The organism is Flavobacterium sp. KACC 22758 (assembly GCF_028736135.1).
GTDB classification, from domain to species: Bacteria; Bacteroidota; Bacteroidia; order Flavobacteriales; family Flavobacteriaceae; genus Flavobacterium; species Flavobacterium johnsoniae.
The window spans coordinates 2,417,355-2,432,345 of record NZ_CP117878.1 but is presented as its reverse complement, the minus strand read 5'-3'; the positions used below and the strand labels follow the sequence as shown (position 1 = coordinate 2,432,345).

Sequence of the window (14,991 nt, the reverse complement as noted above, 5' to 3'; positions counted from 1 at the left end):
TTAAAATTAAAATGCTGACAAGGCGCGTACTAAACTAAATTGTTATCTTAATATCCGTCGTTCTGAGTTAGAGCCGGATTTAAAACCATTGCATTTGTTGGGATTGGGAAAACACGACGGTAAACATCTGTATTTGTTTTGTATCCCCATGCTCCTTCATATTTTCCAAAACGGATCATATCATTTCTATGCCAAGCTTCCTGAGCAAATTCTCGGCTTCTTTCCTGATAAAGCTGTTCTAAAGTTACACCGCTCAACGCTGCAGATGTAGTTCTGTTAGAACGAACCATATTTACCAGCGCATCTGAACTTTGACCCAGTGTTACTGCTCCGCCGCGTAAGATGGCTTCTGCTTTCATTAAAAGTATATCTGAATAACGTAAAAACGGTACATCATTATTTTGATTACGGCTTGTTGATGTATTGTCCGGATAGAATTTTATATTTCTATATCCCATATTCCAGGCAATTTCGTCATTTCCTAAATCAAACAGCGTAGCACTCTGGCGCGGTATAATATTTGGCGTCAAATTAACCTGATAGGTATAAGCTGCGCTTCCGTCTGATCCCGTGTAAAACTGATCGTATCCTTTTTTAGTTGTTGTAACCATTACAGGTGTTACACCATCATTCATGTATTGTAAACCTGTCAGCCATTGTTTATTACGAATGTCATTCGCATCATTAAAATAAGCATAAAATTCTGGCAGGGTACTTCTAGGTGCACTAGGCGTAAAAGGCAGACCAAATTTTGCTCTTTCAGAACGTGGCACATCATAACGTGCATGATACATCTGTCCGTTGAAACCTACTGTAACGGCTGCAGGATCGTAAGGAATCGCAAAAATGAACTCTTTCATCTGTGGTCCGTTGTTAGGGTAAAACATCTGAAGGTAAGTCGCTCTTGGCTCAATTGAATATAATCCTGAATTAATTACCTGGTCACAAGCTGCAATACAATCGTTGTTACGTTCTGTTCCTGTATACACTGATGCATTCAAATATAATTTTGCAAGCATTGCATTGGCAGTTTGTTTATTTGGTCTTCCGTAAGTTGTAACTCCAGATGCGGCGTTCAAATTTGGAATTGCTTTCTTTAATTCTTTTTCAATAAAATTAAAAACCTCTTTTCTAGGTGTTTTAGCATGAGCTGTAAAATCTCCGTAAACAGTGTCTAACGGTACATCTCCATAGCTGTCCATCATCATAAAATACGAAATGGCACGCATGGTTTTTAATTCAGAAATTAGAGTTGCTTTATCTGATCCTTCCGGCATTGACTGGTTCAAAATTGAAATGGATTGATTGCTTAATCCAATAACTTTTGAAGTCCAGTCCCAAAGACTGCCAACGATTCCGTTATCTGCATTCCAATCGTGAAAATGCATCGCAATATAATTTCGGTTATCAAACCAGTTTCCACCTCTTGCCGGAAGTATTGCTTCGTCTGTAGACAGCGACTGCGACCACCACCAGGCAAATGAAAACTCACCTCTAAACGCAGCATAAACCGGCCCGGTTGTCTGAATATATTGTGTTGAATTTTGAGGAAAAACTTCTGGTGTTAACTGCGTTGTAATAGGCACATCAAGATCTTCGCACGACCATAACAAACCAGCTGCAAGTACTGGGAGTCCAAGATATTTTAATATATTTTTCATGATAATTTCAGTTTACTTTTTAGAAAATTACGTTTAAACCAAACATAAAAGTTCTGGTTTTAGGATAAAAGTTGTTCGAATCTACACCCGGAGCGGTTCCTCCTTGTTCAACTTCCGGATCAATTCCTGAATATTTGGTAATTACAAAAAGGTTATTTATCGTTTCGTAAACACGAACGCTTTGTATAAATTTCCCGACTTTACCAAAATTGTACCCTAAAGTCATGTTGTCTAATCTTAAATAACTTCCGTCTTCAATAAATCTTGACGAGTATTTATAAGAGTTCAAATCATTTGGCGATTCGTCCTGAGCATCAACCAAAATATTTGTGGTCATTGCGGTACTTGGCCTAAATAAATCGGCACGTGTTGCATTGAAAATTTTGTTTCCGAATACTCCTCTAAAGAACACACTTAAATCAAACTTTTTGTAAGTAAACGTATTTCCCCATCCTAATAATAGTTTTGGCTGTGCATCTCCCACATAATGATAATCTACTCCGTTTAATGGTGTTGTTGTTAAATTTCCATTTTTATCGTAGTACTGTGAAACACCGTTTGCATCTTTTCCTGCATATTTAAGGGTAAAGAACTGTCCAAGAGGTTTTCCTTCTTTAAAAATCTGTAAAGTACTTCCTGTTTGTCCGCCTCCGTCAGGCTGTACTCTTCTGATAGAATCTCCACCAATAAATAACGGATTTGTCAATTTCACGATTCTGTTTTTGTTGCTTGCCAGATTCAAATTGGTAGACCAGCTGAAATTTGCCGTTTTTACAGGTGTTGCTCCTAAACTAACCTCAATACCTTTATTAGACATTGTTCCTCCGTTTGCTACAATTGTTCCTACTGGCACAAGCACTGGATTTACAGCATAGTTAAAAATCATATCAGTTGTTTTCTTGTCGTAAACATCAACAGAACCTGTAATTTTTCCTTTTAAGATAGAGAAGTCAACCCCAATATTTGCTGTTGCTGTTTTTTCCCATTTCAAATCTGGATTTGCTGCCTGATTTGGCCCGTAAGCTCCAATTTGCTGTCCGTTGTAATAAAAAGTTCCAACACTTCCTGAGATAAACTGTGCTGTATAAGCATTAAATCCTGATGAGTTTCCTGTTACACCATAACTTCCTCTGAATTTTAAGTCAGTAAAGAAGTTTTGATTTTTCATGAAGTTTTCTTTGTCAACTCTCCAGGCTCCACCCACAGAAGGGAAAAATCCCCAGCGGTTGTTAGCTCCAAACATAGAACCTCCGTCTCTTCTCAATGTTCCCTGTAAAAGGTATTTGTCTTTGTAACCATAGTTTAAACGAACGAATTCTCCAATTAAACGTGTTTTTTGATACGCTTTACTGTCTCCAAAATTTACAACATATCCGTTTACAGAAGTATAGTTGCTCAAAGCAAGATTATTGTATCCAACATTATCTACAGGAAAATTAGTTGCAGTTGCCTGGAATCCGTCACCATAAGTGTTTTCCTGCCATGAATATCCTAAAACAGCTTTTATTTTATGGCCGCCTAAAGTTTTATCCCAGTTTAAGAAACTCTCAACAATGTTGTTTGTATTATCATACGAATTTCTTAGTGCAGAACCATTTACACCAAAATTAATTAATGTTTTTGTTTGAGGCGGATCTGGGTTGTTGTAAAAATTCGCACTATTGTATCTTGAATAATAACTGTCATAAAACTCTCCATGAGATGTAGATAATCTTTGGTGTGCCACATTTAAGTTATACGTAAAACCCCAAGGAAGTTTTAATTCTGCAGTAATGTTTCCAACAAGATTATTTGTTTTTGTTTCGTCTGTTCCATGCTCGATTAAAGCAACTGGGTTAAAATATCCTGTGCTTACAAAGTTTTCGAAAAAACTTCCGTCAGGATTTCTTACCGGTGAAACCGGAAGGTGGCTTACCGCTTGTAAAAGTACTGTATTACGTTGTGGAACATTGGTATAATTACTTGTTGAGTTGGTAACATTAAGACCTATTTTAAGTTTATCATCAAAAGCATATTGATCTACAGATAAACGGGCAATAACACGAGAGAAATCACTTTTTAACAATACTCCTTCTTTTTGGATCGAAGTAATACTTGCCGTATAATTTCCGTGCTCGCCGCCGCCGCTCATCGAAATATTATGACTGCTGGATACGGCACGTCTTGATCTTAAAATTTCTTTCTGCCAGTCTGTATTAGCTCCTTTATCATTTTCCGGCGTAAAGTTCAGATTGTTTTTAGTCGTAAAAGCTCTAAGCTGATCTGCATTCATCATATTCAGTTCGTTCGAAACTTCTTCAAAACCATAATATCCATTATAAGCAATCTGTGTTCTGTCTTTACTTCCTCTTTTTGTAGTTACCATGATTACGCCATTTGCAGCACGGTTACCATAAATAGCTGTTGCAGCGGCATCTTTTAAAACATCGATCGTAGCAATGTCATCTGGAGAAATAATTGAAATATCTACTCCAGGAACTCCATCGATTACATAAAAAGGACCTTGCGAACTATTTAATGTAGATGCACCACGTAAAACTACCGAAGCCGTTTTTGTAGGGTCGCCGCTGGACGAAATATTTAAACCAGAAACTTTACCTTGTAAAAGCTGTCCAACATCGCTGATAGCACCTCGGTTTAATTCATCTGCTTTTATAGAAGTTACAGCTGTAGTTAAGTTTTTACGAGAACCTTTACCATAACCTACTACTACAACTTGCTCTAAGTTAGTAGTTCCTGATTGTAACTTTATGGAAAGATTTGTTTTTGCTCCGTCTAATTTTACTGGCTGATCTTCAAATCCTATAAAAGAAAATACCAGAGTTGCATTTTTGTTTGAAACCGAAATTTTAAATTTCCCATCAAAATCTGTCGTTACAGTATTACTCGTACCTTTTTCTAGTACGTTAGCGGCTGGAAGTGGAATTCCTTTGTCATCTAAAACTACACCAGTCACATCTGTTTTTTGTGCCCAGGTATTAATGGAGAAGCCAAAGAATAAGGCTAATAATAAAAGTTTAAGTTTTTCCATTTTAATGTTTGGTTAATTGGTTAAATAGTATTGACGAAATTAATGGTAAAGAAATGTTAACAAATGGACAAGTTATTCATAAACATGGATAATTTCAATAAAGTCAATGATAATAAGGGTTCGCTAAGTTATTTTTATAAATTTCTATAATTAAAAACTTACTAATTAATCGATTTCGTAAAATTTCATTTCATATATTTTAAGATTATGGTTTGTTGTTGTTTCATTCTAGTTTTCAGTTGATTGTTATTTCTGCTTATTTACGTATTATTTACAATTGAGAGATTTCATTTAATTGTTTTTTGTCCATTTTATTTCCCAATTTTTAATTTCTTCTCTTTCTTTTGTTTCATCAAATGGTGTATTATTGACTGCAGTCTTTTTTAAAGCTGTCAAAAACATTTTCCATCTTGGCCAGTAAAAGCCTTTGTACATTCCCTGCCATGATCGTGATGCATAATCATTCAAATGACCTTCTCCGCCCCAAAGTGTAATTAATGTTTTAGCATTTTTTACGTATAATTTAGAAACTTCAGGTGTGCTTCCATATTCTGATGCCGACTTAACCCAATAATTCAAGCTGTTTAGCGGTTGTCCAGACATTGATTTATCTATTTCTAAAACTTGCTTTTCTATAATTTTAAATAACTGATCGCCTTTTGTAATGTCTTTTTGCTGATAGGCTTTTACACATTCAACTAAGTCTTCATCTATAGAAAGTGAATAATAATGTCTTGATGCATCGATTAAATCATATTGTATAAAGTTCTTTTTATCGTATTTTTTAGCTTCCACTTTTAAAATGTCCAAAGCTTGTTTTAGTTTTTTCTTGTCCCCGGGATTTCCTTTAAATTCTGTAATTGTCGCCGTTGGTCTTTTAAACAGTAAATAAGCTCCAGCCCTGTCATTCCACCATCTGGTTTCCCAGTATTTGGTACTGTAAACCGATTCTAATAATAATTCCCAAGCCTTAAAAACAGAATCAGATGTCTTTTGTTCGTACCTTGCGTTTAAATAATTTGTAAGCCAGTCTTTAACAGACTGCTCTCCCTTACTCCACGGAAGATCATAAATAAATTCATAAACAATAGAATTGTTGTTTAATCCTTCGGGCATCGCGCCGTAGCCAACCACATTTCCCCTATGCGGATTTTTGAGCAGACTTACTAATTCATTTTTGTAGAAATTTAAATCTCCATATACCGGATTTGATCCTCCATAATTATGTACATATCCGTAAGTCCATTGTTTGCCGTAAAATGCTTCCTGATTTTCCCATACTTTATATCTATCATTGGCATAATCCTGAACCATTAATCGGTCATTGGGTACTTTGCTTAGAAAGGCGCTTGTAGCTTCTTTTGTCCAGAAATTTTTGTTATCCCCAAAAAGCCATCCCTGCATTACCCAAACAGCTCCCGGAGCGGCTTCTTCAATAGTTTCATAAATGGCACTCCCGTAATTGGCAAGTTCTTCATATTTATTATGTTCAGAAACCGGCGGTTCAATTTCATTAAAAGAATCGGCTAAATAAAAATTAGACTTTCCGTACATTTTGATATAGATTTCTATAAAACGTTTTCCAATTTTTTTAAACAAAGGATCTTTTGAATCGAGCAGAAAAGTACTTTCAAAACCACCGCCAGACCAAGAATTGAGTTCGGTTATTTTGGCTTCGGGATGTTTTTCGGCGAAAGCCTTTGGAACATAACCGCTAAAAGCCGGCACAACAGGATGCATATCTAAAGCGCGCATTCTTTCTAATATCTTTTTTTGCAGTTCTTCTTTTTTACTGAACCATTCTTGCGGCAATGGTCCTTCGAGACTGTTTATATTTCCCATGCGCTGCCATGGCAAAAATGCAGGTCCTGCAAAATGACTTTCTAACTGCGTGCTGGTTAATCCGTATTCTTTCCATAATTCCTGCCATACTGCTTCCTGCCCTTCCATTGCGGTTGGGAGATTAATTCCGTGCAGTGCCATCCAATCAATTTCCTGCTCCCAGCGTTTCCAATCCCACCAAGGCGTGGTATATCCAAAAGTACAGGCGTTTAGATATTCCCTATACGGAAACGGAGTGTCTCCTTTTTTGGAATATTTAGGCCATGACTTTGGAAGATTGATTCTGTTTCCTTCCCAGCTCACTAAAACAGCTCCAATATCTCGCAGAAAGTTGTATGCGGCATAGCAGATTGTGGTGTTATTTGAAGCTTTAATTTTTACAAGATTGTTTGTAGTTTCAATTTCAAACCAATCTTTGTTTTCATTGTTGTTTTCAACAATATGCAGTTCAAATTCATTGACACGACGGCCGACAAGTCTTTCTATAACTGCTGCAGCACTTTTTGTTTTTTCATTATTCTGGGAGTACCCTTTACTGCCATAAAAAAATAACAGCAAAAAAAACATTAAGGGCAATTTTAAGCAATTGCTCTTTTTAATTTTAAAATTCTCTCTTTTCATATAAATTGGATATCATTATTATCTCAAATCATCTTACCATAAAACAAAGGGAGATTAAACAGGTAATCTCCCAATAAAAACAAAAATCTATTACCAATAATTAATAATCTTGTTCAATAAAATTCAGTATGGAATAATAGGATTTGAACTGAAAAATAAATGTATATATAATGTGATTCTATAAGATGGATTTATCAATCAAAAGCATAGACATTTTATACAGTTTCTTTTTATAATACAAAGCAAAAATGCAATGGAACCTTTTAGGGAGAAATCACTTTTTTTGTTCTAAACTATATGAAATCTTTATTTCTCCTTTCAGCAGGTATTTCTTTACTCTATTTTTACTGTAAATGCTCAGGAAAAACAACAGTTGACTGGTCACAATAAAATTATTGAGACATGAATTAAAAATGAAGAGGATGAAATTAATTCGTTTGCAATTTGAGATACTGCAAAAATTGAAATTGGAAAGATATTTACTAAATCTTTAAAACAAAAAAACAGATGTTAAAGAAACATTTATACATAAAAAAAACTCCAAAAATTAAATTATTTCTGGAGTCTGTATTGTTTGGATTTTTTCAGTAATCTATTTTTTATTTTTTCTCATGCCTTCTTCTATCTTTTTATTTACGGCATTTTCAACCTGATCAAGTGAGAAACTCGCAGGAAGCTGGCTAGGCGGATATTCAACAAAAGTTTCTAAAAATGCCGCCGCCTGAAATGTTACTTCTCCCATTAAATATGCATTCTTAGTTCTAAAATCATCATACTGATCAGAAACGATATCTGCTCTTTCATAGGGATCCATTCTTAGATTAAACAGTTTAGGAATTCTTAAGTCAGTGAATGGCTCATACCATACTTTGAATCCTCCCGGAGCTTTTTGTTCCCTGAAAACGCCTTTCCAGTCTCCGTATCTGTATGCTACTAATTCGGCATCATCATTAAAATAAGCAAATTCCATCCTATTTCCCTTTGGCTGTTTTCCAGTCAGATAATCCAATTGATTATAACCATCCAAATGTACTTTAAAATTTTTGCCGTTAACAGACGTTCCTTTTAACAGACGTTCTTTAATATTGGTATCTCCAGCTGCAGCTAAGAGTGTAGGAAACCAGTCAAGCGCCGCAATTATTTCAGTAGAAGTGCTTCCTGCCTTGATATTACCCGGCCAGCGAATAAAAGCGGGAGAACGAAATGCTCCTTCCCAATTAGAGTCTTTTTCACTTCTAAAAGGTGTTGTAGCAGCGTCTGGCCATGAAAACTGGTTAGGGCCATTATCTGTAGTAAAAATAACGATCGTATTTTCTGCAATTTTTAAATCATCTAATGCTTGAAGTATCTTTCCAACATTCATATCCATTTCGATCATACCATCAGCATAATCATTTCCTTTCATTCCGCTCTGCCCTTTCATTGATTCACGAATATGAGTAAAAAGATGCATTCTTGTAAAATTCATCCAGGTAAAAAATGGTTTATTCCCCTGAGCCTGTTTTTTTATAAAATCAATACAAGCTGCAGTAGTTTCATCATCGATAGTTTCCATTCTTTTTGTAGTCAAAGGACCTGTATCTTCAATTTTCCCTCCTGCATACGTATGAAGAACACCGCGAGGAGCATAAGATTTAAGAAAAGCAGGATCATCTTTCGGCCAATAGGGTCTTTCTGGTTCCTCTTCCGCATTTAAGTGATAAAGATTTCCAAAAAATTCATCAAACCCATGATTGGTTGGAAGAAATTCATCACGATCGCCAAGATGGTTTTTACCAAACTGCCCAGTTGCATAGCCTAAGGGTTTAAGAGCCTGTGCTATTGTAATATCACGTTCCTGTAATCCAACTGGAGCACCTGGGATACCAACTTTTGACAGTCCTGTTCGCTTAGCGCTCTGTCCTGTTATAAAAGATGCCCTGCCAGCCGTACAGCTGTTCTCAGAATAATAATCTATAAATTTCATACCTTCTGTGCCTAATCTGTCAATATTTGGTGTTGTATAACCAAGTAACCCAAAGGAGTAAGCACTGATATTTGTTTGTCCTATATCATCTCCAAAAATGACTAAGATGTTGGGTTTTGATTTATTGCCCTGCGCTGCAGTGTTTGTAAAAATTACTAGTATAAATAAAAGTAATAAGACAGAATTTCTTTTGATTTCTTTTGATACACTCATTGGAAAAATTTTTAAGATTTTAATTTAATTTGGTACTCCAATTCAGAAACTAAACACTTGTAAATTTATTCCTATTTTTACCTTCTTAATTGTTATTTATGCAAAAACACGTTGCAGATTATAATCTGCAACGTGTTTTTGGTAATAAAAAAAATTTTCCTTCTTCAGTCCATGCAAGCCTCCCGAGTTTTATTCTTTTTTTAATAATCTCTTAAAGTTCCTGCGTTTACTGTTTTTAATCAGTTATTCTTTAATACCATATTAAAGATCAACCTTTATGTCATTGCCGCTTGTGCTGATTTTAGGATTCCCATTTTTAAGCAGCTCTGACAGCAGATGGTTAATTTCTGATTCCTGCATGCTGTAATCCAGCTGTTGATCTGTATTAAAATGGAATACCAGCAGCGTGGCTTCTTCAGCATTTTTATTGTTTACGGCTGCGGTGCTCCCTATATAATCAAGTTCAAGCTGTCCAACGTGCAGCAAATCTGTGACAAAATGGAGATCAGTTTTTTCAGGAAGCAGCAACTGCCCTGTTTTGAATATAATAGTGTGTTTGTACATGATTTTTCGTATTATAGTTATGATGTCCGTCTGAACAGTGTTCTACTAATTAAGACATTAATTTATTAAAAGTTCCTTAGTGTGATTTCTTTGATTTTATGTTTTCCATGCCTAATTGTTTGATTACAGCAAATCAGTTACAGTATTGATTTTTAAGTCAAGAAAAGACTAGAAATTAATTAATCCTGCAAGAAATTCTGAATAATCTGCATTGAAGCTGCTTCACAAAAATCTAAGCCAGAATAATCAGGATTAAGTCCGCCTATGTACGGCACCGCCATAATGTACAGGTTTTTATTATAGGCTCCGTACTGATCAATAACTTGAAAATTGTCATTTATGGCTATGCCTGAAACATTCATAAAATAGTCACCAGCCTCATCTTTTTCTACTAAATTCTCATTGAGTATAAAGGCAGCATGACCGGCTTGGTTCGATTTAAATTTTAAACGTGCAGGACTTACGGCTTTCTGTGACAACAGTGATTTAAAAGGAAAATTATTGTATTCAAGGTGAGGCTGGCCTACACAGTCAATAAATGTTTTATAATAAACTGAATGTTTTTTCTGATCATCATCACTGAAGTGATATACTATTCCGCCGTTAAGCTGGGGTTCTATTGTACTGTCAGAGCCTACAGAAATTAGATCAAGCACACCTGCATGATGAAGAGCGAGAAGTTCTTCACAGGATTTCTGCGGAATAAAGGCAATTACAATTGAAATAAGCGGCATGAGGACTTTCTGCAGCCGCTGCATGTCTTCTGCTGAAAGATATTTTGCAGGATGGTTCATGGCAAAACTAAGCACACCAAGCATCTCTTTCCAATAAATCGATTCCTGTCTCTTAATTGATTTTTCTGCCTCGGCATATTCAGCCCTTAAAAGCAGGAAGGGATCCAAACGCTCGCGGAGTTTCATCATTTCTTCAACAAAATCTTCAATTGATAAATCTTTGATGCGTTCATAAAAATCATAATCCCTGTCACGGAATATCTCTTTAAAATTCTTTTCAAATACAAAATCCAGCGACAAAAAACCATTATTATTTTTTCTATGATCTTCTATTTCATCACTGGTTAATAAAGAATCATTGAAAAGCCGCGAATCTTCCAGATGGAATCGTACAGCAGGAAGCATACCGTTTTTCGAGTGCATCATAATTTTAAATTCGCTGCTTTCAGGGAATAAAGTAAAAAGTAAGTTCCCGTCTTTGTCTGATTCAAATGAACCATTGTTTCTTGCAATAGTCCTCACTGCATCTATCGCTGTCAAAGAAGAGCCTTTAACTGCAACAGTATGATTAAACTTCTGCACTAGTTTTTGCGGAGGATAAGGAGCATCGTAATAACCCGGAATTTTTCCTTCATGAGTTCTCGGCCAGTTATGTCCAGTGCATATAACAGCTGAATCAAATACTTTTGTCTGCCCTGCTTCGGTTTGAATCTCTACTGTACTGCTTTTTGTATCATACTTAATATCAGTTACTACACTTTGAAAATGTATTTCTGAACTGATTCCGGCTTTAGATCCCGCCTCGATCAGCATTTCAAATTGTGCAGCAAGATATTCCCCAAAAAACAATCGGGGAAATACTTTGTAATCGTTAAATTTATGCGGATTAATTTTAAATCTTTCAAGAAGTTCCGGAGGCGCAATGTGAACCCATTCAGACATTGGAATTACAATATCCGGAACCTCATTACCGGAAACATTGGTAATATGTTCATTGTTTGCACCTTCACTGCTGTATGGCATTCCTGAACCAAGCTGTGCTTTACGTTCAAAGATCTCTACTTCAAAATTATTCTTTCCAGATTCAACCAATCTTTTATATACAAAAAGTCCGCTTGGACCTCCTCCTATAATTGCAATACGTTTTTTATTGTTGGCGGTCATTGAATTTACATTTTATAAGGTTCGGATTATTATCTTCAAGTAAAAACCACTGATATCTAACAGCAGTATTTCTATTTTTTATGATGTGTTTGACACCTGATAACCTGAAGATGAAATGCAGTATTCAGCTTTTTATCCTATACTTTCACATTTTTGCATTCCAGACATAAATTTAAATCAAATAAAGATCTGCCTCTTACAGAATCTTATCTATAAATTACATGATATCATTTATTTTAAGTTTGAATTATTTATGCCTTACGGATTTTTTCTAATACTATCAGCAACTATTAATTTTGAAATTCAGTAAATTCCGTTTGAAAGAAAACTAAATTTATGATGTGATATAAATCTAATTATAGATTTTTGTCATCAGAGTTGATCCCTAACCCACAAACAAGACAAAATGAAAGAAATCATAGCGCTTTCAGACAAAGAGGTAACCATTAATAGAAATGAATTCCTAAAAGTAAATGGCAGTATAGATAGCAATTTATACTATATAGAAAGCGGCAGCATGAGAATTTTTGTTTTGGATGGCAGCGATGAACAAAACATTAGATTTGGATATACAGGAAACTTAATCGTAGCACTTGATTCTTTTCTAACGGAACAACCTTCTAATTTGTGCATTCAAGCCATAAAAAAAACAGTTTTAAAAGTGATAACCAAAAAACAGATTAATGAATTTTTAGCCTTGAAAAACAACCAGATTTTATGGATTGAAATTTTGGAAAATCTTGGAGTCCAACAGCTGGAACGCGAAATTGACCTTCTGAAAAATTCGCCGAAAGAAAGATATGAAAGAGTCTTAAAACGAAGTCCGCAGCTTTTTCAGGAAATTCCAAACAGGCACATTGCAAATTATTTAAGAATGAGTCCTGAAACTTTATCACGCCTGAAAAAGTCTTGATTTCAATCAAGATTTATAAAATCTATTTTTTGACCTTTACATAAAAATTAAATTTATGCAGTCAGAAAAATTTATTACGGCTCTTTTAGAGCAGACAGAAAAGATTATACAGGAAGCGGAAAAACTAAAAAGGTATGATTTAAATGTATTAACCTGGAAAGAAGATGAAATTTCCTGGAACATTCTCGAATGCCTGGAACATTTAAACAGGTACGGGAATTTTTATCTGCCGGAAATAGAAAACAAAATCAAAAATGCTGACAGCAGTTCTGAAATTGAATTTAAAAGCGGATTAATAGGGAGTTACTTTGCAAAAAGCATGCTGCCTAACGAAAAATTAAACAAAATGAAAACTTTTAAGGATAAAAATCCTTTAAACGAAAAACTTGACAAAACGGTTGTCGACCAATTTATAAAGCAGCAGTTCAAATTGCTTGATTTGTTAAAACAATCGCGAAATGTAAGTTTAAACAAAGTAAAAATTAAAATATCGATCTCAAGATTAATCACTCTAAAACTAGGCGATACTTTTGAATTTTACATTAATCATATTATAAGACATTTAAAGCAGATAGAAAAAATACAATCGCTGGCTAAAATCTCTTATATAAATTGATAAACAGGCGTAAGACTATAAAATACAAGCTTTAATTTTTTGGCAGGTAGATCCAAAAAGTTGTTCCCTTTCCTGGTATACTGGTAAAATTAATGGTTCCGTTATGGTTTTCAATAATACGTTTGCACAAGGCCAGCCCAATACCATTCCCGCTGTACTGATCCCTTTGGTGCAGGCGCTGGAACATATCAAAAATTCGTCCTGAATATTCGCTGTCCATTCCAATTCCATTATCTTCAATTGAAATTACATGAAAATTCCCTGACGGAGCCTGAGGATCAAAAGAGGTGTTGCTTTGGGCTGAAATTAGACGGTACGATATATTTACTGCCGGGTGTGCTGTATTAAATTTTAATGCATTATTTATTAAATTATAAAACAGCTGGCGCAGCTGGCTCCCTATTCCATTAACAGCTGGAAGCGGACTTAAATTTACAACGGCTTTTTTTTCTTCAATAATAAGACTCAAATCTTCTAAAGTCTGTGCAACGATATCATTAAGATCAACTTCTGCAGTAAATTTATCATGATTATTGACACGGGAGTAATTAAGAACGTCTGAAATCAAATTAGATAATCTGCCGGCTGCCATCGTAATTTTATCAAAATAATAAAGCGTTTTCTGCTGCTCGGTCAAATGTTCTGCAGCTCTTGAAATCATAATCATGATTTTTCGCAGCGGCTCCTGAAGATCATGACTTGTTATAAAGGCAAACTGTTCCAGTTCCTTGTTTTTGAATTGTAATTTTGAGTTGGCACTTTCCAGCTCAAGCTGAATTTTTCTAAGCTCTGAATTATCCTTCAGCGCTTCAACAATCATTTTTTGGGCATTATTATTTACAAAATAAATAAGCCAGCTGCCTACAGAACCATCTTCGGCTTTATTTGGCATAATAGAAATATTATGCCAAATATAAATGTCTTCTTTTTTAATACGAATATCGGCAGAAAAATCTCCTCTGTTTTTTTTTGCATTACTCCATCCTTCAATAATCAGCTGTACATCGTCATGATGTATAAATGCGCTCAGGCTTTTTTTGTCAAAAGAAAGTAAAGGAACTTTTAGATAAAATTCAAATGCATTATTTGCCAGCAGCACCATGTTTCGGTCATTGACGATGCAGATTAAAACGGGAATTGTATCCACTAAGTTTCTATACCTGTTCTCACTTTCTCCCAGCTTTTCTGAAAGTGCTACAAGCTCAATATTCTTTTTTCTGATTTCATCATAAGCAGAAATTGGCGGTTCGTATTTGAAATAATCTGCCAGAGTATTGATCTTTGCATCTGAAAGAAGCCCGGGTGACGGGACTTGATGGCTTAAAGTTGTTACTGATTTGTTGTCAGCATAATTATATTCTATATTGCCTGATATTTTGGCAGCATATTTATAGGCTTCAGGATTGCATTTTTTAAGATCGACTTTATCGGTAAGCACGGCCATTATTTCTTTGTGGCTTGCTCTAATGGTATTAATTCCCAAAACCAGCACAGAATTTTTCCCATTGGCAATGGAGCATCGTGCCACTTCTGAAACAGCTGTAGAAAAACGGGTCTGAGCCGAAAGCGGCATACCGCACATTTCAGCAATTTTCATTGACCGTTTATGAGCCAGTATGAGGTCCATTTCATTGTCTAGATTAATTTTTACAATTTCCTTCATAAA

The 14,991-nt window shown here is 35.2% G+C and carries 9 protein-coding genes; 2 read left to right on the top strand and 7 right to left on the bottom strand.

All coding sequences use genetic code 11. The features are described from left to right. Window positions 1-47: 47 nt before the first annotated feature. From PQ462_RS10425 to PQ462_RS10400, 6 genes are all read right to left on the bottom strand, one after another. Window positions 48-1,661 carry a RagB/SusD family nutrient uptake outer membrane protein gene (locus PQ462_RS10425; RefSeq protein WP_274253412.1) on the bottom strand — a complete coding sequence of 538 codons (1,614 nt, stop codon included), beginning with the start codon at window positions 1,659-1,661 and terminating at the stop codon, window positions 48-50. A 19-nt stretch (window positions 1,662-1,680) separates the two neighbouring features. Beyond that, window positions 1,681-4,692 (bottom strand): SusC/RagA family TonB-linked outer membrane protein, encoded by a 3,012-nt coding sequence (locus PQ462_RS10420; RefSeq protein ID WP_274253411.1) that lies wholly within the window; start codon window positions 4,690-4,692, stop codon window positions 1,681-1,683. 291 nt (window positions 4,693-4,983) lie between these two features. Next, on the bottom strand, window positions 4,984-7,101 hold the full coding sequence (locus tag PQ462_RS10415; RefSeq protein WP_274253410.1) for an alpha-N-acetylglucosaminidase: 2,118 nt from the start codon (window positions 7,099-7,101) through the stop codon (window positions 4,984-4,986). A 646-nt stretch (window positions 7,102-7,747) separates the two neighbouring features. Then, complete coding sequence (locus PQ462_RS10410; RefSeq protein ID WP_274253409.1) at window positions 7,748-9,334, bottom strand: arylsulfatase; 1,587 nt, start codon at window positions 9,332-9,334, stop codon at window positions 7,748-7,750. Between the two features lie 261 nt (window positions 9,335-9,595). Then, window positions 9,596-9,898, bottom strand: coding sequence for a hypothetical protein (locus PQ462_RS10405; protein WP_121361354.1), 303 nt, complete (start codon window positions 9,896-9,898; stop codon window positions 9,596-9,598). Between the two features lie 179 nt (window positions 9,899-10,077). Then, the gene (locus tag PQ462_RS10400) at window positions 10,078-11,796 is read right to left on the bottom strand and encodes an FAD/NAD(P)-binding protein (RefSeq protein ID WP_274253408.1); all 1,719 of its coding nucleotides are present in this window, start codon (window positions 11,794-11,796) and stop codon (window positions 10,078-10,080) included. 406 nt (window positions 11,797-12,202) lie between these two features. Here PQ462_RS10400 and PQ462_RS10395 point away from each other — a divergent pair, with 406 nt between their 5' ends. Further along, window positions 12,203-12,709, top strand: a complete 507-nt coding sequence (locus PQ462_RS10395) for a Crp/Fnr family transcriptional regulator (protein WP_274253407.1) — start codon at window positions 12,203-12,205, stop codon at window positions 12,707-12,709. Window positions 12,710-12,764: 55 nt separating this feature from the next. Next, window positions 12,765-13,325 (top strand): DinB family protein, encoded by a 561-nt coding sequence (locus PQ462_RS10390; protein ID WP_274253406.1) that lies wholly within the window; start codon window positions 12,765-12,767, stop codon window positions 13,323-13,325. A gap of 31 nt (window positions 13,326-13,356) precedes the next feature. Here PQ462_RS10390 and PQ462_RS10385 read toward each other — a convergent pair whose 3' ends face one another. After that, window positions 13,357-14,988: a sensor histidine kinase gene (locus PQ462_RS10385; RefSeq protein WP_274253405.1), complete on the bottom strand. Its 1,632-nt coding sequence runs from the start codon at window positions 14,986-14,988 to the stop codon at window positions 13,357-13,359. Window positions 14,989-14,991: the final 3 nt, after the last annotated feature.